Origin of the sequence: Aeromonas sp. MR16 (assembly GCF_022549315.1) — a bacterium.
Lineage (GTDB): Bacteria > Pseudomonadota > Gammaproteobacteria > Enterobacterales > Aeromonadaceae > Aeromonas > Aeromonas aquatica.
Genome location: NZ_JAKZFK010000015.1, coordinates 71,699 through 92,583 on the forward strand (window position 1 = coordinate 71,699; position 20,885 = coordinate 92,583).

A 20,885-nucleotide genomic window follows, 5' to 3' on the forward strand; every position below is an offset into this window, starting at 1 on the left:
CAGCGCTGTACTCAGGCGTTGGCGGGGACCCCGTGGGCGGTGTTGAGCAGCTCGGGACCGCTGTACTTCTCGATCTGCAGCTGGGCCATGTGGCCGCAGTTGCCCTGGGCCAGGCTGGATGAGCCCTCGTCGAAGGTCAGGCAGTTGACGTTGCCGTTCTTGCAGATGGCGCCGACCTCGCCAGGCTTGGCCGGATCGAACCAGGCTCCCTCGCAGATCCGCACCACCCCGGGGCGAATGTCCTTCGACACCAGGGCGCCCACCAGGATCTGGCCGCGCTCGTTGAAGGCGCGCACCAGATCCCCAGCCTGGATGCCACGGGCCTTGGCATCGTCCGGGTGGATCTGGATGGCCTCCCGATCGGCGATGGCGAACTTGTCCCGCAGCGGGGTGTTATCCAGCTGGGAGTGCAGCCGCTGGGTCGGGTGCGAGGTGTTCAGGGACAGCGGATAGCGGCTGGCCTGCTCACCCTGGGCCCACTCCTTGGGCTCATACCACTTGGGATGGCCGACGCAATCGGCATAACTCATGCCGGCGATGGCATTGGAGAAGATTTCTATCTTGCCGGACGGGGTGCCGAGCGGATTGAGCAGCGGGTTGTCGCGAAAATCGGCGTGACGGATCCACTGACGGTTCGCCTCCGGGATGGGGAAGCGGATGTAGTTGTTGGACTCCCAGAACATGTTGAACGGCGGCAGCGCCACCTTGGCACCGCGGGCCTGGGCGGCCATGCCGTCGTACATCTGCTTGAGCCACAGGGTCTCGTCCTTGCCCTCGGTATAGGCCTCCTGCAGGCCAAGCTTGGCGGCGACGGCGCTGAAGATGTCGAAGTCGTTGCGCGACTCGTGCTGGGGCGGCACGCACTGATGCATGGGGAAGACGTAACGCTGGGAGTAGTCACCCCCCATCTCGAGATCGTTGCGCTCGTAGCTGGTGGTCACCGGCAGCACTATGTCGGCGTGCTTGGCGGTGGCGGTCCAGTAGGGCTCGTGCACTATCACCGTCTGCGGTTTGCGCCAGGCCTGCAGCAGGTTGTTGGTGTCCTGATGGTGGTGGAAGGGGTTGCCGCCCGCCACGTAGACCAGTTTGACATCCGGGTAGGTCAGCTTGCGGCCGTTGAAGTCGATGGTCTTGCCGGGGTTGGCCAGGCAGTCGGCGATGCGGGCCACCGGGATCGGTGCCGGGCTGTTCTGCGGCGCCGTCCCGGCCGAGATGCCTGCCAGTATGCCGCCCTTGGCGGTGGGGCTGCCGCCGGAAGAGTAGTGGTAGCTGAAGCCGTAGCCGCCCCCCGGCAGGCCGATCTGGCCCAGCATGGCGGCCAGGGTGACCAGCATCCAGTTCGGCTGTTCGCCGTGATGCTGACGCTGCATGCCCCAGCCCGCCATGATCATGGTGCGCTTGGAGGCCATGTCGAGGGCCAGCTGGCGGATCACCTTGGCCTCGACCCCGCAGACGGTGGCAGCCCACTCGGCGCTCTTCGGCTGACCGTCGTCCTTGCCGAGCAGGTAGTCGAGGAACTTGTCGAAGCCGACGGTGTAGCGCTCGAGGAAGGCCTGATCGTGCTTCTTCTCGCTATAGAGGGTATGAGCAACCCCCAGCATCATGGCCACGTCTGTGTAGGCGTTCGGCGCAATCCACTCGGCGTTGGCCAGCTTGGCGGTCTCGTTGTAGACGGGATCTATGCTGATGATGCGGGTGCCCTTCTCCTTCAGCGCCTTGAAACCGGCCTGACCCTCGTGATCCGGCATGTTCCAGCTGTTCTTCAGGGTCACCTGGGCGTTGACCCCCCAGAGCACCACCAGTTCGGCGTGCTCCACCACGTTGGGCCAGGCGGTCTGCTGCTCGTACACCTCGATGGAGCCCATCACATGGGACATGATCACCTGGGCCGCGCCTGTGGAGTAGTCACCGGCATAGCCGGTGAAGCCGCCACTGAGGTTCATCAGGCGGTGCAGCAGGGTGCGGCTGTTGTGGAACATGCCGACACTCTTCCAGCCGTAGGAGCCGGCGTGGATCGCCTGGGGGCCGAAGTCGCGCTGGACCCGCTGGATCTCGCCGGCCACCAGTTCGATGGCTTGCTCCCAACTCACCCGCACCCACTCGTCGGCGCCGCGCAGCTCGGGCTTGGCGCCCGGGCCGTGCTCCAGCCAGCTCTTGCGCACCATGGGGTACTTGATGCGGTTCTTGGCATGGACCTGGAACGGCGCCATGTCGATGAGGTCATTCGGTGCCGGATCATCGGCCACCGGCTGGACCCGCACCATGCGGCCATCGGCGACTATGGCTTCGAAGGCTCCCCAGTGGGCGCCGGTCAGTATGCCCTTCTGGGCGGGGACCAGGGTGGGGAACTGCTCCAGCGCCGTGCTGATGGCCTGGGCCAGGGCGTGTTTCGGGAACAGGGCACCGAGCAGGGGCAGGGCGGCACAGGCCCCCAGGCCCTTGAGCAGGCTGCGGCGGGACAGATTGGTCTGTTGATCATTGAAAAAAGTCATATCGAATTCCTCTGTTCCAGCCTTAGTGTGCCGCGCTCATGTCACTGGCGTGTTTCTGCACGTATTGGGTCAGCATGCGAGCCTGTTCCGGGGTGAGGGAGGTGCGGGATTCCATGCCCTTGATGACGCCTATCCACTGGTTGGCATTGAAGTGATCCAGCGCGGTCAGACCGTGGCAGCCGGTACAGTTGTTGGACATCAGGGTGGAGGCGTATTGCCACAGCTTGCCCTGATCGCCGATGAGCTGGGCCTGATCCACCCAGGCGGTCAGCTTGACCTGATGCCAGGTGAGGTTGGTGGCGCTGTCGGTCTCGCTCTTGCCGGTGACCAGCGCCTGCTTGGCGGCATCGCCGACCAGCACGCTCAGGATGCGCTTGCCGGGGGCGGCGTAGAAGACCTCGCTCACCCCGTCCTGCTGCCAGCCCTCGATCTGCACCTGGGCGCGGCCGTTGTCGTTGGCCAGCACTTCCACCTGGGTCGACGGCATCAGGGTGCCCTCGTCCGTGGTGGCCTTGGCATCGAGGTACAGGGGCGTGGTGGCGATGGCGTAACGGGTGGTGACGCTGGCCGGAGTCTGGGCCGCGGCGGCAGCCAGTTCACTGGCGCCGGCGGCTGCCAGACCGCTCATGTCAGGCATGATGTGGGCGACGCCGCGGTGGCAGTCGATGCAGGTCTGGCCCTCCTTGATGGCGACCGGGTGCTCGGCGCGGGCGTTCGGGCGCTGGGCCAGAATGTCCATGGCGGCGTAGCTGTGGCAGCTGCGGCAGGTGGCGGAGTCATTGGCCTTGAGCTGATCCCAGACCGTCTGGGCCATGCGCAGCTTGTGGGCTTCGTATTTCTCAGGAGTGTCGAGGGTGCCGATCGCCTCGTGATAGATGTCCTTCACGGCGCGGATCTTGGTCCAGAGGTAGGAGGCGGGCTCATTGGGAATGTGGCAGTCGGCGCACTCGGCACGGATCCCCTTCACGTTCTGGAAGTGGACGCTGCCCTGATACTCGGCCAGCGGTGTCTGCATGGAGTGGCAGGAGACACAGAACTCGGTGGAGCTGGTCTTGTGCAGCACGGTGACGGTGACTCCCAGCGCCGCGACGCCCAGCAGGGCCCCGAGCAGCAGGAGCCAGAACCAGGTCTTTCTCAACATTTTTCCAAGCATGGCGGCAGTTCCCTACGATCAAATATTACCAATATAGTAGTAGTCTTGGCGGATGAGGGGTTGACCTCGGTTATGGTTTTTATTCTTTAAATGGGATTTTTTTCGTTTTAAATTCCATTTAAGTCTTCATGTATGAATTTAAATCAAATTCTAGTTGTTAACCTTGTTATTTTAGCCTTATTTGGCACCCTTTAAATCATCAAATCCGCACGAGCCATGCTGGAAACGGCTCTGACTCGACGTTTTGCTTTCCGGTATGACAGCCGGGCTCTGAATGGACAGGTGTTGGGCTTTGCGAAAGGCTCGATATATACTGTTTGCATATACAGTGATCAGGTTTGTCAGTCATGCGACTCTTTATTGCCGAGAAGCCCAGCCTGGGCCGCGCCATCGCCGATGCCCTGCCCAAGCCCCACAAGAAAGGGGAGGGCTTTATCGAGACCGCTCAGGGCGACGTGGTGACCTGGTGCATCGGCCACCTGCTGGAGCAGGCCGAGCCCGATGCCTATGACGCCGCCTACAAGCAGTGGCGCATGGAGCAGCTCCCCATCATTCCCGGCCAGTGGCAGCTGGTGGCCAAGCCCAAGACCAGGGCCCAGCTCACCGTCATCAAGCGGCTGATCAAGCAGGCCGACTGCGTGGTGAATGCCGGCGATCCGGACAGGGAGGGCCAGCTGTTGGTGGACGAGGTAATCGATTTTCTCGGCTACCCCAAGACCAAACCGGTGCAGCGCTGCCTCATCAGCGACCTCAACCCGCCGGCGGTGCGCCGGGCCCTCGACAAGCTGCGGGACAACAAGGAGTTCGTGCCGCTGGCGGTCTCGGCCCTGGCGCGCAGCCGCGCCGACTGGCTCTATGGCATCAACATGACCCGGGCCTACACCCTGCTCGGGCGCAAGGGAGGCTGCAGCGAGTTGCTGTCGGTCGGCCGGGTACAGACCCCGCTGTTGGGGCTGGTGGTTCGGCGGGATCTGGAGATAGACGCCTTCGTGCCCAAGCCCTTCTTCGAGGTGCTGGCCCATGTGGTGACGCCGGGCAACGAGCGGTTCGGCGCCAAGTGGCTGCCCTCCGAGGCCTGCGCTCCCTGGCAGGATGAGGAGAGGCGGGTGCTCAACCGGGCCTTGGCCGCCAAGGTGGTGGAGCGGATCAAAGGCCAGCCTGCCCAGGTGGAGGAGGTGGAGGAGCAGGCCCGCAAGCAGACGGCACCGCTGCCCTACAACCTCTCCAGCCTGCAGATCGATGCGGCCAAGCGCTTCGGCATGGATGCCAAGCGGGTGCTGGACATCTGTCAGGGGCTCTACGAGCGCCACAAGCTCATCACCTACCCCAGATCCGACAGCCGGCACCTGCCGAGCGATCACTTCAGCAGGGCCCCCCAGGTGCGCGACGCCATCGCCGCGACTGCGCCGGCCCTGGCCAAGGCGGTGAGCGAGGCGGACGGCAAGATCCGCAGCAAGGCCTGGAATGACAGCAAGGTCGATGCTCACCACGCCATCATTCCCACCGAGAAGCGGGGCAACGAGGCCAGTCTCTCCGCCGAGGAGGGCAAGATCTATGGCCTGATCGCCCGCCAGTATCTGCTGCAGTTCTACCCGCCGTTCGAGTACAACGACAGCAAGGTGTTGCTGCGCATCGCCGGGGGCCTGTTCCAGGCCAAGGCCAGGCGCATCCTCAAGGCCGGCTGGAAGGCGCTGCTGGGGGTGGAAGAGGACGATGAAGAGGAGGCGGGGAGCCTGCCCGCCCTGCGCCAGGGCGAGCAGTTGCAGTGTGAACGGGGCGAGTTGCTGGAGAAGATGACCCAGGCCCCCAAGTCGTTCACCGACGCCACCCTGCTTGCCGCCATGACCGGCATCGCCCGCCATGTGCAGGATCCCGAGATCCGCAAGACCCTGCGCGAGACCGATGGCCTAGGCACCGAAGCGACCCGGGCCGGCATCATAGATCTGCTGTTCAAGCGGCGCTTCCTGGTGCGCCAGGGCAAGAGCATCAAGGCCACCCCCACCGGGCGGGCCCTGATCCTGGCGTTGCCTGCCAGCGCCACCACCCCGGACATGACGGCGCTGTGGGAGCAGCACCTCGGCCAGATCGCCGAGCGTCACGCCAGCTACCAGCAGTTCATGGGGCCGCTCACCGAGCAGCTATATGGGTTGATTGAGGGGGCCAGGCAGGATTCCGGCGCCAGTTTCAGCGCCCTGCCCAAGGCACCAGAAGGAGCCGCCAAGCGGCATTTCACCCGCCGTAGCAGTGGAAAGAGTGGGGGCAAGAGTACGAGCAAGAGTACAAGCAAGCGCCCGACCCGAACCAAGGCGGCCTGAGGCTTTTCGAGGCCTATGTCTGCAATATAAAAGAGGGGCTTTCGCCCCTTCTTTATATTGAAATTATGCAATGAAGCAGTGAGTTAACCTGTGTAGACCCCCTCTTCCGGGTAGCGAATGCGGGTCTCGCTCGGTCTGGCCAGCATCAGCGCCAGGGTGAGGGGACCGAGACGGCCGCAGATCATCACCAGCACCAGGATGAGCTTGCCCGGCTCGCTCAGGGAGGCGGTGATGCCGGTCGAGAGGCCGACGGTGGCAAAGGCCGAGATGGTCTCGAACATGATCTTGTCCAGCGAAACGGATTCCGTCAGGGTCAGCAGGAACATGGCGAGCATCAGTACCATGGTGCTGACGATGATGATGGCCAGGGAGCGGGTCACTATCTGGGGTGACAGGGTCCGGCCGAAGGCGGTGACATGGGGTCGCTTGGTCAGGAAGGCCCGGGTTGCCAGCAACACCACGGCGAAGGTGGTCACCTTGATGCCGCCCCCCGTCGAGGTTGCCCCAGCCCCGATAAACATCAGCATCATCATGAACAGCAGGGAGGCGGGCACCATCTGGCCTATGTCGACGGTGTTGAAGCCCGCGGTGCGCGCCGTGGCGGACTGGAAGAAAGCCGCCAGCCATTGGCCGCCCATGCCTGCCTTGCCGAAGGTACCCGGATTGTTGTGCTCCAGCAGCCAAAACATCAGGGTGCCCAGCAGCAGCAGGGCCGGCGTCATCAGCAACATCAGCTTGCTGTGCAGCTTCAGCTTGCGCCAGTGACGGTTGCGTACCAGATCGACGATGACGGTGAAGCCGATCCCGCCGAGGATGAGCAGGGCCGGTATGGTCAGGCTGATGATGGGATCGTCTCTGTAGTCGATGAGGTTGTTGGCAAACAGCGAGAAGCCGGCGTTGTTGAAGGCCGACACCGCGTGGAAGAAGCTGACGTAGAGGCCGTGGTGCCAGCCCATCTCCGGTACCCAGCGGATGGCCATGATGGCGGTGCCGATGAGCTGGGCGATGAGCGCGAACAGCACTATGCGTTTGACCAGCTGGATGATGTTGACCGAGCCCTCTTGCCCCAGCGCCTCCTTGGCCAGCACCTGTTGGCGCAGGCCGACCCGCTTGCTGAACATGGCGATGAGCAGCAGGGTCATGGTCATCTGGCCGAGACCGCCAATCTCCATCAGCATCAGCAGGATGATCTGCCCCTGCAGGGTGAAGGCGGTGCCGGTATCCACCACCCCGAGACCGGTCACGCTGATGGCGGAGGTGGCGGTAAAGAGGGCGTTGATGAAGGTGACCTCGCCGTTGTGGCTGGAGGGCTGCACCAGAAACAGGGTGCCGATCAGCAAAATGATGAGAAAACTGCCCAGGATCAGCCTGGCCTCGCTCCAGCGGGAGCGGCTCTCCCGCGGCAAGGCGAAGGCGTAGTTGCTGCGCCAGTGGATCATAGGGTGTCGAGCCAATGATCGATGGCGTGCTTGTTGCCGGCCAGGATCAGGATGTCACCGAGCTGCAGTTCCATCTTGCCGGTCAGGACGTTGTGCAGCACCTGGCCGCGCTTGATGGCCAGCAGCTGGAAGTCGTTCTGCTGCAAGAGGTGCAGATCGCCGAGGGTGCGGCTGTTTTGCTGCAGGCCGATGACGAACTCGGTCAGCACCATGTCGTGACCCAACTCCAGGTAGTCGAACAACCGGTTGTCCAGCATGCTCTGGGCGACCCGGCGCCCCATGTCCCACTCCGGGTTGATCACCTTGTCGGCGCCCACCTTCTGCAGGATCTTGGCGTGGAACTTGTCACGGGCTTTGACCCACACCTTCTTAACCCCCGCCTCCTTCAGCACCAGCGTGGTGAGTATGCTGGTCTCCAGGTTGTCGCCGATGGCCACGAAGACGATGTCGAAATTCGCGAGGCCAAGCTCGGCGACCGTGGCCTCATCGGTGGCATCGGCGACGATGACGTGATTGCACAGGGTCGCGATCTGGCGGGTCTTGCTCTCGTCGATATCGATGGCCAGCACCTCGGCATTCTGCAACTGCAGCTCTTCACACAGTGCGCTGCCGAACAGGCCGAGGCCGATGACGGCGAATTGATTGTTCATTCATGCTTCCTCAACGGGCTGAAGGGCTTACTTTACTCCAGCGGTTTGAGTCCGAACAGTACCCGGGTTTTTCGTCCCGGGGGATCTGGGGTAAACTGCCTCCCTTGATCTTGTCGGGACACGCAGATGAAACTCACCCCCCACGCCCCCCTGGTGGCCCTCAATACCTTGGGTCTCGAGGCGCATTGCCTCTGGCTGGCCGAAGTGACCCAGTTGGATGATCTCAGGCAACTGCTGGCCAACCCCGAGTTGACGGCATTGCCGCGCCTGGTACTGGGCGGTGGGAGCAATATCCTGTTCTGCAATGACTTCGCCGGTCTGGTCGTGCTCAATCGGATGAAAGGCATAGCGCTGCAGGATGATGGCAGCCACTGGTTGCTGCACGTGGCGGCGGGGGAGGAGTGGCATCAGCTGGTGTGCCATGCCCTGCAACAGGGCTGGCATGGGCTGGAGAACCTGGCGCTGATCCCGGGCACCGTCGGGGCCGCCCCGGTACAGAACATCGGCGCCTACGGGGTCGAGCTGGCCCGCTTCTGTGCCTACGTGGAGGCGTTCAACTGGCAGAGCGGCGAGGTGGAGCGCATAGCGGCGGCCGACTGTCAGTTCGGCTACCGTGACAGTATCTTCAAGCACGATTATCAGGACACCCACTTCATCACCGCCGTCGGCTTGCGTCTGCCCAAGACCTGGCAGCCGGTGGCGGGTTATGGCCCGCTGGCGGCCCTCGGCGAACATCCCGGTGCCCAGGCCATCTTCGACACCGTCTGCGAGACCCGCATGGCCAAGCTGCCGGATCCCGCTGTGCTCGGCAACGCCGGCAGCTTCTTCAAGAATCCCCTGGTGCCCCTGGCGCTGGCGGAGGAACTCAAGGCGCACTATCCACAGATGCCGCTTTATCCGGCCGGGGAGGAGCAGGCCAAGCTGGCGGCGGGCTGGCTCATCGATCAATGCGGCCTCAAGGGGTTTGCCATCGGCCGCGCCGCCGTGCATCAGGAGCAGGCGCTGGTGCTGGTCAACCTCGGCGGGGCGAGCGCCATGGAGCTGATCGCCCTGGCCGCCCACGTGCGTGACAGCGTGGAGCAGAAGTTCGGGGTCGTGCTGGAACACGAGGTGCGTTTCATGGGGCTCACCGGTGAGACCTGGCTCGACGAGGTGCTAGCATGACACTCACTCCCATCAGGCAGACTCTGATCGGCTTGCTCAGCGACGGCCAGTTCCACTCCGGTGAGCAGCTCGGTGAGCAGCTTGGCATCAGCCGCGCCGCGGTGAGCAAACACATGGCGGCCCTCAAGGATCTGGGGTTGGACTTGTTCAGCCTGACCGGCAAGGGCTACCGGCTGGCGGTGCCCATGGCGCTGTATGACGAAGCGCAGTTGCAGGCCCTGGCACCCATGGCGCCGGTGCACTGCTTCTCGGTGATCGATTCCACCAATCAGCATCTGCTGGAGCGGGTCAATCAGCTGCGCTCCGGCGAGAGCTGTCTTGCCGAGTGCCAGACCGCAGGGCGGGGTCGGCGCGGCAAGCCCTGGGTCTCCCCCTTTGGCTGCCAGCTGATCCTGAGCATGTACTGGCGACTCGAGCAGGGCATGGCGGCGGCCATGGGGCTGAGTCTGGCGGTCGGCGTGGCCGTAGTGGAGGCGCTGGAATCCCTGGGTTATCCGGGTGTCGAGCTGAAGTGGCCGAACGATCTCTACTATCAGGGCCGCAAGCTGGCGGGCATCCTGGTGGAGATGAGTGGCAGCGCTGGCGCCAGCTGTCACCTGGTGATCGGCATTGGCCTCAATCTGGCGATGCCGGAGCGGCAGGGGGAAAAGATCGATCAGGCCTGGTCAGAGCTGCGCCACGTCAAGCCCGAACTGGTGGAGCGCAATCAGCTGGCGGCCTGCGTGCTCTTGCACCTGCAGCAAGCCATGGTCACTTTCGAGCAGAGTGGCCTGGCCAGCTTTGTCGATAGCTGGAACCGGCTCGATTATTTCGCCGGCCAGCCGGTGAAGCTGTTGATGGGGGAGCAGGTCATCCGAGGCATTGCCCGTGGTATCGACGATCGTGGCGCGCTGCGACTGGAGACGGACGAGGGGATCAAATACTACCTGGGGGGCGAGATCTCCCTGCGCCGCGGGGACTGAGCGAGGTCGGCTCATGAGAACCCAATAGAAGAGGGGGCCTGCGGGCCCCCTCTTCGTTGTCCGGCGACCCGCTGCGGTCACTTGCGCAGCTTGATCTGCTCGATGGCGTGCTCCTGTCCCTTGGTCAGGATCAGGTTGGCCCGCTCCCGGGTCGGCAAGATGTTCTCTTGCAGATTCAGATAGTTGATATCTTGCCAGATGTTGTTGGCGATCTCGGTCGCCTCCGTCTCCGCCAGCTTGGCGTAGTGGTGGAAGTAGGAGTCCGGATCCGAGAAGGCGCCGCTGCGGAACTTGAGGAAGCGCTCCACATACCAGCTGCGCAGCAGTTCGGCATCGGCATCCACATAGATGGAGAAGTCGACGAAGTCTGACACGAAGACTCTATGGGGCTCCTGCGGGTAGTCCATGCCGCTTTGCAGCACGTTGAGCCCCTCCAGGATCAGGATGTCCGGCTGCTCCACCACCTTCTTCTCATCGGGCAGTATGTCGTAGATGAGGTGGGAATAGACGGGCGCCTCGACCCGCTCGTGGCCGGCGCGGATCTTGGTGACAAACTCCACCAGATGGCGGATGTCGTAGGATTCCGGGAAGCCCTTGCGGCGCATCAGGCCGCGCGCCTCCAGCTCCTTGTTCGGATAGAGAAAGCCATCGGTGGTGACCAGCTCCACCCGCGGGTGCTCGGGCCAGCGCTCCAGCAGCGCCTGCATGATGCGGGCTGTGGTGCTCTTGCCCCCCGCCACGCTGCCGGCGATGCTGATGATGTAGGTGCCCTTGCCACGGGACTGGCCGAGAAATTGTTCCAGCACCCTGCTGCGGCGCTGCTTGGCCTTGACGTAGAGATTGAGCAGACGGGAGAGGGGCAGATAGATCTCTTCTACCTCCCGCAATGACACCTTCTCGTTGATCCCGCGCAGGGTATGCAGGTCGGTTTCGGTCAGGGTCAGGGGGACCGCATCGCGCAATAACGCCCATTGTTCGCGGGTGAATTGCAAATAGGGGTTATGCTCTGTCGTCATGATGTCATCACTGTTTCTTGGGCAGGGCGACCATACACCAAGGGATCGGGAGCGACAAGGGACGCATCCGGTTCGGACGGGGAAGGAGCACTTTTTTGCATGGATCCCGGCAATAATGCACATTTTGCAGAGTGCAATGGTTGCATCCCCAAAATCCTTCCCATAAAATGCGCGACGCTTAGATGTCTGTCGCCTATTTGCCCAGCAAAAGCGATAAAACAACGGGTGCAAGCAGAATTACCGTTGTGGCATTTGTGCACTGGAGGGGTTCCCGAGCGGCCAAAGGGATCAGACTGTAAATCTGACGGCTCTGCCTTCGAAGGTTCGAATCCTTCTCCCTCCACCATATTTCTCGCGGTTTGAGTTCTTTGGGTGAGAGAAATGCGGGCATCGTATAATGGCTATTACCTCAGCCTTCCAAGCTGATGATGCGGGTTCGATTCCCGCTGCCCGCTCCAAGATGCTGATATGGCTCAGGTAATACTGAGAGCCACACCTTAGGGTGAGTTCGGCAATCGAACCTGCCTGTCAGCCTCCATCCTCTCTACTCCCCCTGATTCAAATCCATCATATAAACTGTTCTGTGGTTAGCTTGCCACCGCGTACTCAGCGTTAGTTTAGAGGGACGATCATGTCTAAAGAAAAATTTGAGCGTAATAAACCGCACGTTAACGTGGGTACCATCGGCCACGTTGACCACGGTAAAACCACCCTGACCGCCGCCATCACCAACGTGCTGGCCAAGCACTTCGGTGGTAAAGCTTTCGCCTTCGACCAGATCGACAAGGCGCCGGAAGAGCGTGAGCGTGGTATCACCATCAACACCTCCCACGTAGAATACGACACTGCTGCCCGCCACTACGCCCACGTAGATTGCCCGGGTCACGCCGACTACGTTAAGAACATGATCACCGGTGCTGCCCAGATGGACGGCGCGATCCTGGTTGTTGCAGCGACTGACGGCCCGATGCCGCAGACTCGTGAGCACATCCTGCTGGGTCGTCAGGTTGGTATCCCGTACATGATCGTATTCATGAACAAGTGCGACATGGTCGACGACGAAGAGCTGCTCGAGCTGGTCGAGATGGAAGTGCGTGAACTGCTGACCGAATACGACTTCCCGGGTGATGACCTGCCGGTTGTTCGTGGTTCCGCCCTGAAAGCGCTGGAAGGCGACGCTGCTTGGGAAGAGAAGATCATCGAGCTGGCTAACCACCTGGATACCTACATCCCGGAGCCGGAGCGTGCAATCGATCTGCCGTTCCTGATGCCTATCGAAGACGTCTTCTCCATCGCTGGCCGTGGTACCGTCGTTACCGGTCGTGTAGAGCGCGGCATCGTCAAGGTTGGTGAGTCTGTAGAAATCGTCGGTATCAAAGATACCGTGACCACCACCTGTACCGGTGTTGAAATGTTCCGCAAACTGCTGGACGAAGGTCGTGCCGGTGAGAACGTTGGCGCGCTGCTGCGTGGCGTGAAGCGTGAAGACGTAGAGCGTGGTCAGGTACTGGCCAAGCCGGGCTCCATCAAGCCGCACACCAAGTTCGAATCTGAAGTGTACGTGCTGTCCAAAGAAGAAGGTGGTCGTCATACTCCGTTCTTCAAGGGCTACCGTCCTCAGTTCTACTTCCGTACTACCGACGTGACCGGTACCATCGAACTGCCGGAAGGCGTTGAAATGGTAATGCCAGGCGACAACATCAAAATGGTTGTTACCCTGATAGCACCGATCGCGATGGACGACGGCCTGCGTTTCGCTATCCGTGAAGGTGGCCGTACCGTAGGTGCTGGTGTTGTAGCTAGCGTAATCGCTTAATCTTGGCTTACATAAATAAAGCAAAGCCCCTATAATAGGGGCTTTCTTATGCAGGGGCGTAGTTCGAATTGGTAGAACAGCGGTCTCCAAAACCGATGGTTGCGGGTTCGAGTCCTGCCGCCCCTGCCATATACCTCGTCTCGTACGGGGCTTTTGTGTCTTTGGTTACGTCAGATACAGGTGGGTTGTATGAGTGTTAGTTCTGAGGGACAGGGCGGAAGCAAGGATACCCTTCTGTGGGGTCTGGTTTTCATCATTTTGGCGGCGGCTGTAGTAGGCAACTACCTGCTCCATGACGTTGTTGCCGCCGTTCGCGCCCTGGGTGTGGTCGTTGTCATCGCCGCAGCGGGTGCTGTGGCCCTGCAAACCACCAAAGGTAAGGCAACACTGGCATTTGCCCGTGAGTCACGCCTGGAAGTCCGCAAGGTCGTATGGCCGACCCGTCAGGAAGCCATTCAGACAACCCTGATTGTGCTGGCGGTGACCGCCGTGATGGGGCTGCTGCTGTTCATCCTGGACGGCGCCTTGGTGTGGTTGGTCAACCTGATTACCGGTGTGTAAGGAAAAGCCATGACTGAACAACGTGAACAACGTATGAGATGGTATGTCGTGCAGGCATTTTCCGGCTATGAAGGTCGGGTTGCCAAATCCCTGCGTGAACATATCAAGATGCATGGCATGGAAGAGATGTTTGGCGAAGTGCTGGTCCCGACCGAAGAAGTGGTCGAGATGCGTGCTGGCCAGAAGCGCAAGAGTGAGCGCAAATTTTTCCCGGGTTATGTCCTGGTGCAGATGCTGATGGATGAAACCACCTGGCACTTGGTGCGTAACGTACCGCGCGTGATGGGTTTCATCGGTGGCACTTCCGATCGTCCGGCTCCTATCTCCGATAAGGAAGCGGATGCCATCCTCAATCGTCTGCAAGATGCCCATGACAAGCCGCGTCCGAAAACCCTGTTTGAACCGGGTGAAATGGTGCGGGTTGCCGATGGTCCGTTTGCCGACTTCAACGGTACCGTTGAAGAGGTGGACTACGAGAAGAGTCGCGTGAAGGTCTCGGTACTGATCTTCGGTCGCTCAACGCCGGTAGAACTGGATTTTGGTCAGGTCGAAAAGGGCTGATTAAAGTCTGTACGTTTAACGGTTGTCAGGGGCAGCGAATATCTCTATAATTCGCTGCCCCTTTATTTGTTGGGGAGCCGTTTGCAGGAGCATGTCTCCGAGGCGCTAGAACCCATTTTTGAGGTATTTTCGTAATGGCTAAGAAAGTCACAGCTTATATCAAGCTGCAAGTTAAGGCTGGCAGTGCTAACCCCAGCCCTCCCGTTGGTCCTGCGCTGGGTCAGCACGGTGTCAACATCATGGAATTCTGTAAGGCGTTCAACGCTCGTACAGAGAAGCTGGAAAAAGGCTCACCGACTCCGGTCGTGATCACCGTTTACAGTGACCGTTCCTTCACCTTCGAAACCAAGACTCCGCCTGCTTCCTTCCTGCTGAAGAAAGCCGCAGGTATCCAGTCTGGTTCCGCCAAGCCGAACAAAGACAAAGTTGGTAAGGTGACTGTTGCCCAGCTGCAAGAAATCGCCAAGACCAAAGAGCCGGATATGACTGGTGCCGATCTGGATGCAAAAGTACGTTGCATCGCAGGCTCCGCTCGTTCCATGGGCCTGGTAGTGGAGGATTAAGACAATGGCAAAACTTTCCAAGCGTATGCGCGTTATTCGCGAAAAAGTTGACGGTACCAAAGAGTACTCCATCAACGAAGCCATTGCCCTGCTGAAAGAACTGGCTACCGCCAAGTTCGTTGAAAGCGTTGACGTTGCTGTCAACCTGGGTATTGATGCTCGTAAATCCGACCAGAACGTACGTGGTGCTACTGTACTGCCGCACGGTACTGGTCGTGACATCCGCGTCGCCGTATTCACCCAGGGTGCCAACGCCGAAGCCGCCAAGGCTGCCGGTGCTGAACTGGTTGGTATGGATGACCTGGCCGAGCTGGTCAAGAAAGGTGAGATGAACTTCGACGTCGTGATCGCATCCCCGGATGCCATGCGTGTTGTTGGTCAACTGGGCCAAATCCTGGGCCCGCGTGGTTTGATGCCTAACCCGAAAGTGGGTACCGTTACCCCGAACGTTGCTGAAGCTGTGAAGAATGCTAAAGCTGGTCAGGTTCGTTACCGCAATGACAAGAATGGTATCATCCATACCACTCTGGGTAAGGTTTCTTTCGACGAAGTTCAGCTGAAAGAAAACTTGGAAGCGCTGCTGGTTGCTCTGAAAAAGGGCAAACCCTCTTCCGCCAAAGGTATCTTCATCAAGAAAGTCAGCATCTCCACCACCATGGGTGCCGGTGTTGCCGTAGACCAAGCTTCTCTGGAAGCTCAGGCCTAATTGGTGGATTTTACAAGGCGCAAGATTTAATCTATAATTTTGCGCCTTGATTGGTTGGGGGTTTCGACCTCCGTCCAAGACCGCAGGTGGCTGCAAGGCCTTAATCCTACCTGCGTAGACGGTGCCGGAAACCCAGCGAGAAAGTTTTCTTTCTCTTCTGGAATCCTGCTACCGCATCGTTCCCCTCTGTTGTGAAGGTAGGGGGGATGTGTCAGTACTGGGTCTATAGACCCGGATTCAATCCAGGAGTTAAGCCAATGGCATTGGGACTCGAAGACAAAAAGGCAATTGTTGCTGAAGTCAACGAAGCTGCCAAAGGCGCTCTTTCTGCAGTTGTAGCCGATTCTCGCGGTGTGACTGTAGAAAAGATGACCAGCCTGCGTAAATCTGCTCGCGAAGCCGGTGTGTACATGCGCGTTGTGCGTAACACCCTGCTGCGTCGCGCAGTTGAAGGTACCGAATTCGGTTGCCTGAACGACGTATTGTCTGGTCCTACCTTGATTGCTTTCTCTAACGAACACCCGGGCGCTGCCGCTCGTCTGTTCAAAGAGTTTGCTAAAGCGAACCAAAAGTTCGAAATCAAGGCTGGCGCTTTTAACGGTGAGTTTATCGCCGCAGCACAAATTGATCGTCTGGCCACGCTGCCGACCTACGACGAAGCGATTTCGAAGTTGATGGCTACCATGAAGGAAGCCTCTGCTGGCAAGCTGGTTCGTACTATCGCTGCTGTTCGCGACCAGAAACAAGCTGCTGCTTGATTCTCGCCTATTTAGGCTGTTTGAGTTTATTCAACATCAGGAATTTTTGTCATGTCTATCACTAAAGACCAAATCATCGAAGCCGTTGCTTCCATGTCCGTAATGGAAGTTGTTGAGCTGATCGAAGCAATGGAAGAGAAGTTCGGTGTTTCTGCCGCTGTTGCTGTAGCTGCCGGTCCGGCCGCTGAAGCAGTAGAAGAGAAGACCGAGTTCGACGTAGTTCTGACTGCTGCTGGCGCCAACAAAGTTGCCGTCATCAAGGCCGTTCGTGCTGCCACCGGTCTGGGCCTGAAAGAAGCCAAGGACCTGGTAGAAGCTGCACCGACCAACCTGAAAGAAGCCGTCTCCAAGGACGAAGCTGAAACTCTGAAGAAGCAGCTTGAAGAAGCTGGTGCTTCTGTTGAGATCAAATAATCTGCATTTATGTAGATTAGCCTGATAAACAGGCTAGGGCTGGTGAATATTTGTTCACCAGCCTTTTTGCGCTGTAGACTGAGAGCATTTCACGCCGTTTACGACTCTCGGTGCACCAGCAATCCGGACCGCCTCATCGTCCGGGCCAACACAAAACGGTGTTGAGACAGAGCTGTCCCGCGGGACAGAGTGGGTCACTTATCAGCGAGCTGAGGAACCCTATGGTTTACTCTTATACCGAAAAAAAACGCATTCGTAAGGACTTCGGTAAGCGAGACCAGGTACTGGACACGCCTTATCTGTTGTCCATTCAGCTGGACTCCTTCAAGCAGTTCATCGAGGCTGACCCGGAAGGTGAATATGGCCTAGAGGCCGCTTTCCGTAGCGTTTTCCCGATCACCAGTTACTCCGGTAGTGCTGAGCTTCAGTATGTCAGCTATCGCCTGGGTGAGCCGGTATTTGACGTAAAAGAATGCCAGATCCGTGGAGTGACCTACTCCGCGCCGCTGCGTGTCAAGCTTCGTATGGTTCTGTACGACCGTGAAGCAGCTGCCGGCACCGTCAAAGACATCAAGGAACAAGAAGTTTACATGGGCGAAATTCCGCTCATGACCGAGAACGGCACCTTTGTTATCAATGGTACCGAGCGGGTCATCGTCTCCCAGCTGCACCGCAGCCCGGGCGTCTTCTTCGACCATGATAAAGGCAAAACACATTCATCCGGTAAGGTACTGTATAACGCCCGCGTTATCCCTTACCGTGGCTCCTGGCTGGACTTCGAGTTCGATGCGAAAGACAACCTGTTTGTCCGTATCGACCGTCGTCGTAAATTGCCGGCGTCCATTATTCTGCGCGCCCTGGACTTCAGTTCCGAACAGATTCTGGCCACCTTCTTCGAGACCATTGGTTTCGAGGTAAAAGATGGCAAGTTGATGATGGACCTGGTGCCCGAGCGCCTGCGTGGTGAAACCGCGACCTTCGACATCATTGCCAATGGCACCGTGGTGGTCGAGACCGGTCGTCGTGTGACCGCGCGCCACATCCGTCAGTTGGAAAAAGACGCCATCACCCAGATCGAGGTGCCGGTGGAGTATGTTGTTGGCAAAGTTGCAGCCAAGAACTACGCACATCCGCAGACTGGCGAGATGGTCGTGACTGCCAACCAGGCCTTGAGCCTGGAAGCGGTTGCCAACCTGTCCCAAGCCGGCTTCAAGCACTTCGAGGTTCTGTTCACCAATGAACTGGACCACGGTGCTTATATGTCCGAGACCCTGCGCATCGACTCCAGCTCCAGTCGTCTGGAAGCCCTGGTCGAAATCTACCGCATGATGCGTCCGGGCGAGCCGCCCACTCGCGAAGCGGCCGAGCAGCTGTTTGAGAACCTGTTCTTCTCTTCCGAGCGTTATGACCTGTCTACCGTAGGTCGGATGAAGTTCAACCGCCGTCTGGGTCGTGAAGACGAGACCGGCGTAGGCGTGCTGACCAAAGACGACATCGTCGAGGTCATGAAGCGTCTGATCGACATCCGTAACGGCAATGACGAGGTGGACGATATCGACCACCTGGGTAACCGTCGTATTCGTTCTGTCGGTGAAATGGCCGAGAACCAGTTCCGCGTCGGTCTGGTGCGTGTCGAGCGTGCGGTCAAGGAGCGTCTCTCTCTGGGCGACCTGGACACCCTGATGCCGCAGGATCTGATCAACGCCAAGCCGATCTCTGCCGCGGTCAAAGAGTTCTTCGGTTCCAGCCAGCTGTCCCAGTTCATGGACCAGAACAACCCGCTGTCCGAAGTGACCCACAAGCGTCGTATTTCCGCGCTGGGCCCGGGCGGTCTGACCCGTGAGCGTGCCGGCTTCGAAGTTCGAGATGTACACCCGACTCACTACGGTCGTCTGTGCCCTATCGAAACGCCTGAAGGTCCGAACATCGGTCTGATCAACTCGCTGTCCGTGTATTCCCGCACCAACGAGTACGGTTTCCTCGAGACCCCGTACCGCAAGGTCATCGACGGTGTGATCACCGACGAAGTGGATTACCTGTCCGCCATCGAAGAAGGCAAGTACGTGATCGCTCAGGCTAACGCCGCGACCTCCGAAGATGGCCGTCTGAAAGATGAGTTGATCCCGTGCCGTCATAAGGGTGAATCCACCTTTATGAACGCCGACCAGATCCAGTACATGGACGTGAGCCCGCAGCAGATCGTTTCTGTCGCAGCGGCCCTGATCCCGTTCCTGGAACACGATGATGCTAACCGAGCCCTGATGGGTTCGAACATGCAACGTCAGGCCGTACCGACTCTGCGTGCCGACAAGCCGCTGGTAGGTACCGGTATGGAACGCGCTGTAGCCGTGGACTCCGGGGTAACCGTAGTGGCCAAGCGTGGCGGCATGATCGACTATGTCGATGCCTCCCGTATCGTTATCAAGGTCAATGAAGATGAGCTGCTGCCAGGCGAAGCCGGCATCGACATCTACAGCCTGACCAAGTACACCCGTTCCAACCAGAACACCTGTATCAACCAGCGTCCTTGCGTGATGTTGGGTGAGCCGGTCATGGCCGGTGACGTGGTTGCTGACGGCCCGTCTACCGATCTGGGCGAACTGGCGCTGGGCCAAAACCTGCGCGTCGCGTTCATGCCGTGGAACGGTTACAACTTCGAAGATTCGATCTTGGTAAACGAGCGCGTGGTTCAGGAAGATCGCCTGACCACCATCCATATCCAGGAACTGGCCTGTATCTCCCGTGACACCAAGCTGGGTCCGGAAGAGATCACTGCCGACATCCCGAACGTGGGTGAAGCCGCTCTGTCCAAGCTGGACGAGTCCGGTATCGTCTACGTGGGTGCCGAAGTGAAGGGCGGCGACATTCTGGTAGGCAAGGTAACACCCAAGGGTGAAACCCAGCTGACCCCGGAAGAGAAGCTGCTGCGCGCCATCTTCGGTGAGAAGGCCTCCGATGTGAAGGACTCCTCCCTGCGTGTGCCGAACGGTGTGTACGGTACCGTGGTTGACGTGCAAGTCTTTACCCGCGATGGCGTGGAAAAAGACAAGCGCGCCAAAGAAATCGAAGAGATGCAGCTGAAGGAAGCGAAGAAGGACTTGACCGAAGAGTTCAAGATCCTGGAAGACGGCATCTTTGGCCGCTCCCGCAACCTGCTGCTGGCCGCCGGTTACAGCGAAGATCGTCTGAACAAGCTGGATCGTACCAAGTGGTTTGAGTTGGCCATCGAAGATGAAGCCAAGCAGATCGAACTGGAACAGATCGCCGAACAGCACATCGAGCTGAAAGCCGACTTCGACAAGAAGTTCGAGAACAAACGTCGCAAGATTATCCAGGGTGATGATCTGGCGCCGGGCGTACTGAAAATCGTCAAGGTTTACCTGGCAGTCAAGCGTCGCATCCAACCGGGTGACAAGATGGCGGGCCGTCACGGTAACAAGGGTGTTATCTCCAAGATCTGCCCGGTCGAAGATATGCCTCATGACGAGTTCGGCCGTCCGGTCGACATCGTACTGAACCCGTTGGGCGTACCATCCCGTATGAACATCGGTCAGATCCTCGAAGTGCACCTGGGCCTCGCGGCCAAGGGTATCGGCGAGAAGATCGACCGCATGATCAAAGAGCAGCGCGAGCTGCACGAGATGCGCGAATTCCTGCAACAGGTCTATGACCTGGGCGAGAAAGACACCCAGCAAGTGAACATTGCCGAACTGTCTGATGACGACGTGCGTACCCTGGTGGGTAACCTGCGTAAGGGTCTGCCGGTTGCTACACCTGTCTTTGATGGTGCCAAAGAGCACGAAATCAAGGCCCTGCTGAAGCTGGCCGATCTGCCGGAATCCGGTCAGATCTCCCTGTTCGACGGTCGTACCGGTAACGCCTTCGAGCGTAAGGTCACCGTGGGTTACATGTACATGCTGAAGCTGAACCACTTGGTAGACGACAAGATGCATGCGCGTTCTACCGGCTCCTACAGCCTGGTTACCCAGCAGCCGCTGGGTGGTAAGGCACAGTTCGGTGGCCAGCGGTTCGGTGAGATGGAAGTGTGGGCCCTGGAGGCTTACGGTGCGGCATATACCCTGCAGGAAATGCTGACCGTCAAGTCTGACGATGTGAATGGCCGTACCAAGATGTACAAAAACATCGTGGATGGCGACCACCGTATGGAGCCGGGCATGCCCGAATCCTTCAACGTACTGTTGAAGGAAATCCGCTCTCTGGGTATCAACATCGAGCTGGACGAAGAGTAAGAGCTCGCTCTTATTGTTCGAGAATTGACGTGGGCGCCCCGAAAGGGGCGCCGAGGTTAGACTCC

16 protein-coding genes and 3 tRNA genes are annotated in these 20,885 nt (G+C 59.4%); 14 read left to right on the forward strand and 5 right to left on the reverse strand.

The window, feature by feature from the left end:
• Positions 1–11: 11 nt before the first annotated feature.
• Both torA and MM194_RS12725 read right to left on the reverse strand, forming a co-directional pair.
• Positions 12–2,492: a trimethylamine-N-oxide reductase TorA gene (torA, locus tag MM194_RS12720; protein ID WP_241343744.1), complete on the reverse strand. Its 2,481-nt coding sequence runs from the start codon at positions 2,490–2,492 to the stop codon at positions 12–14.
• A gap of 22 nt (positions 2,493–2,514) precedes the next feature.
• On the reverse strand, positions 2,515–3,645 hold the full coding sequence (locus tag MM194_RS12725) for a NapC/NirT family cytochrome c (protein ID WP_241343745.1): 1,131 nt from the start codon (positions 3,643–3,645) through the stop codon (positions 2,515–2,517).
• A gap of 347 nt (positions 3,646–3,992) precedes the next feature.
• Between MM194_RS12725 and MM194_RS12730 the strand changes: the two genes are divergently transcribed.
• Positions 3,993–5,960 carry a DNA topoisomerase III gene (locus MM194_RS12730; RefSeq protein WP_241343746.1) on the forward strand — a complete coding sequence of 656 codons (1,968 nt, stop codon included), beginning with the start codon at positions 3,993–3,995 and terminating at the stop codon, positions 5,958–5,960.
• 83 nt (positions 5,961–6,043) lie between these two features.
• On the opposite strand, the gene MM194_RS12735 is transcribed toward MM194_RS12730, so the two are convergent.
• Together MM194_RS12735 and MM194_RS12740 are read right to left on the reverse strand one after the other, a co-directional pair.
• On the reverse strand, positions 6,044–7,399 hold the full coding sequence (locus tag MM194_RS12735; protein ID WP_241343747.1) for a TrkH family potassium uptake protein: 1,356 nt from the start codon (positions 7,397–7,399) through the stop codon (positions 6,044–6,046).
• Positions 7,396–8,049, reverse strand: a complete 654-nt coding sequence (locus tag MM194_RS12740; RefSeq protein ID WP_033131260.1) for a TrkA family potassium uptake protein — start codon at positions 8,047–8,049, stop codon at positions 7,396–7,398. The genes MM194_RS12735 and MM194_RS12740 overlap by 4 nt, the downstream gene beginning before the upstream one ends.
• Before the next feature lie 126 nt (positions 8,050–8,175).
• On the opposite strand from MM194_RS12740, the gene murB reads away from it, so the two are divergent.
• Together murB and birA are read left to right on the forward strand one after the other, a co-directional pair.
• A complete protein-coding gene (gene murB / locus MM194_RS12745; RefSeq protein WP_033131261.1) occupies positions 8,176–9,213 on the forward strand; it encodes a UDP-N-acetylmuramate dehydrogenase in 1,038 nt (345 codons plus the stop codon).
• Positions 9,210–10,175 (forward strand): bifunctional biotin--[acetyl-CoA-carboxylase] ligase/biotin operon repressor BirA, encoded by a 966-nt coding sequence (birA, locus tag MM194_RS12750; protein WP_033131262.1) that lies wholly within the window; start codon positions 9,210–9,212, stop codon positions 10,173–10,175. Before murB ends, birA begins: the two co-directional genes overlap by 4 nt.
• Before the next feature lie 77 nt (positions 10,176–10,252).
• On the opposite strand, the gene coaA is transcribed toward birA, so the two are convergent.
• Positions 10,253–11,191, reverse strand: a complete 939-nt coding sequence (gene coaA, locus MM194_RS12755) for a type I pantothenate kinase (protein ID WP_033131263.1) — start codon at positions 11,189–11,191, stop codon at positions 10,253–10,255.
• Between the two features lie 261 nt (positions 11,192–11,452).
• Between coaA and MM194_RS12760 the strand changes: the two genes are divergently transcribed.
• The 11 genes from MM194_RS12760 (at position 11,453) to rpoB (ending at position 20,820) form a co-directional block, all read left to right on the forward strand.
• Positions 11,453–11,537: transfer RNA gene (locus MM194_RS12760), tRNA-Tyr, on the forward strand.
• Between the two features lie 37 nt (positions 11,538–11,574).
• A tRNA-Gly gene (locus MM194_RS12765) sits at positions 11,575–11,649 on the forward strand.
• A gap of 173 nt (positions 11,650–11,822) precedes the next feature.
• A complete protein-coding gene (tuf, locus tag MM194_RS12770; protein ID WP_033130105.1) occupies positions 11,823–13,007 on the forward strand; it encodes an elongation factor Tu in 1,185 nt (394 codons plus the stop codon).
• 52 nt (positions 13,008–13,059) lie between these two features.
• Positions 13,060–13,136: transfer RNA gene (locus tag MM194_RS12775), tRNA-Trp, on the forward strand.
• A gap of 60 nt (positions 13,137–13,196) precedes the next feature.
• Positions 13,197–13,568, forward strand: a complete 372-nt coding sequence (gene secE, locus MM194_RS12780) for a preprotein translocase subunit SecE (protein ID WP_033130104.1) — start codon at positions 13,197–13,199, stop codon at positions 13,566–13,568.
• Positions 13,569–13,577: 9 nt separating this feature from the next.
• A complete protein-coding gene (gene nusG, locus MM194_RS12785; RefSeq protein ID WP_033130103.1) occupies positions 13,578–14,129 on the forward strand; it encodes a transcription termination/antitermination protein NusG in 552 nt (183 codons plus the stop codon).
• A gap of 134 nt (positions 14,130–14,263) precedes the next feature.
• Entirely contained in the window at positions 14,264–14,692 is a 429-nt protein-coding gene (gene rplK / locus MM194_RS12790) for a 50S ribosomal protein L11 (RefSeq protein WP_016352267.1), read from the forward strand.
• 4 nt (positions 14,693–14,696) lie between these two features.
• Positions 14,697–15,398 carry a 50S ribosomal protein L1 gene (gene rplA / locus MM194_RS12795; protein ID WP_033130102.1) on the forward strand — a complete coding sequence of 234 codons (702 nt, stop codon included), beginning with the start codon at positions 14,697–14,699 and terminating at the stop codon, positions 15,396–15,398.
• Between the two features lie 257 nt (positions 15,399–15,655).
• Complete coding sequence (gene rplJ, locus MM194_RS12800) at positions 15,656–16,156, forward strand: 50S ribosomal protein L10 (protein WP_033130101.1); 501 nt, start codon at positions 15,656–15,658, stop codon at positions 16,154–16,156.
• A gap of 51 nt (positions 16,157–16,207) precedes the next feature.
• On the forward strand, positions 16,208–16,570 hold the full coding sequence (gene rplL / locus MM194_RS12805) for a 50S ribosomal protein L7/L12 (RefSeq protein WP_033130100.1): 363 nt from the start codon (positions 16,208–16,210) through the stop codon (positions 16,568–16,570).
• A gap of 221 nt (positions 16,571–16,791) precedes the next feature.
• A complete protein-coding gene (rpoB, locus tag MM194_RS12810) occupies positions 16,792–20,820 on the forward strand; it encodes a DNA-directed RNA polymerase subunit beta (RefSeq protein ID WP_033130099.1) in 4,029 nt (1,342 codons plus the stop codon).
• Positions 20,821–20,885: the final 65 nt, after the last annotated feature.

What these genes read in the sequence shown, in the direction of transcription:
- rpoB (WP_033130099.1), top strand. Translation starts at nt 16,792, where the DNA reads ATGGTTTACTCTTATACCGAAAAAAAACGCATTCGTAAGGACTTCGGT.
- MM194_RS12730 (WP_241343746.1), top strand. Translation starts at nt 3,993, where the DNA reads ATGCGACTCTTTATTGCCGAGAAGCCCAGCCTGGGCCGCGCCATCGCC.
- rplL (WP_033130100.1), top strand. Translation starts at nt 16,208, where the DNA reads ATGTCTATCACTAAAGACCAAATCATCGAAGCCGTTGCTTCCATGTCC.
- coaA (WP_033131263.1), bottom strand. Translation starts at nt 11,191, where the DNA reads ATGACGACAGAGCATAACCCCTATTTGCAATTCACCCGCGAACAATGG.
- MM194_RS12740 (WP_033131260.1), bottom strand. Translation starts at nt 8,049, where the DNA reads ATGAACAATCAATTCGCCGTCATCGGCCTCGGCCTGTTCGGCAGCGCA.
- murB (WP_033131261.1), top strand. Translation starts at nt 8,176, where the DNA reads ATGAAACTCACCCCCCACGCCCCCCTGGTGGCCCTCAATACCTTGGGT.
- torA (WP_241343744.1), bottom strand. Translation starts at nt 2,492, where the DNA reads ATGACTTTTTTCAATGATCAACAGACCAATCTGTCCCGCCGCAGCCTG.
- rplK (WP_016352267.1), top strand. Translation starts at nt 14,264, where the DNA reads ATGGCTAAGAAAGTCACAGCTTATATCAAGCTGCAAGTTAAGGCTGGC.
- rplJ (WP_033130101.1), top strand. Translation starts at nt 15,656, where the DNA reads ATGGCATTGGGACTCGAAGACAAAAAGGCAATTGTTGCTGAAGTCAAC.
- rplA (WP_033130102.1), top strand. Translation starts at nt 14,697, where the DNA reads ATGGCAAAACTTTCCAAGCGTATGCGCGTTATTCGCGAAAAAGTTGAC.
- birA (WP_033131262.1), top strand. Translation starts at nt 9,210, where the DNA reads ATGACACTCACTCCCATCAGGCAGACTCTGATCGGCTTGCTCAGCGAC.
- MM194_RS12735 (WP_241343747.1), bottom strand. Translation starts at nt 7,399, where the DNA reads ATGATCCACTGGCGCAGCAACTACGCCTTCGCCTTGCCGCGGGAGAGC.
- secE (WP_033130104.1), top strand. Translation starts at nt 13,197, where the DNA reads ATGAGTGTTAGTTCTGAGGGACAGGGCGGAAGCAAGGATACCCTTCTG.
- MM194_RS12725 (WP_241343745.1), bottom strand. Translation starts at nt 3,645, where the DNA reads ATGCTTGGAAAAATGTTGAGAAAGACCTGGTTCTGGCTCCTGCTGCTC.
- tuf (WP_033130105.1), top strand. Translation starts at nt 11,823, where the DNA reads ATGTCTAAAGAAAAATTTGAGCGTAATAAACCGCACGTTAACGTGGGT.
- nusG (WP_033130103.1), top strand. Translation starts at nt 13,578, where the DNA reads ATGACTGAACAACGTGAACAACGTATGAGATGGTATGTCGTGCAGGCA.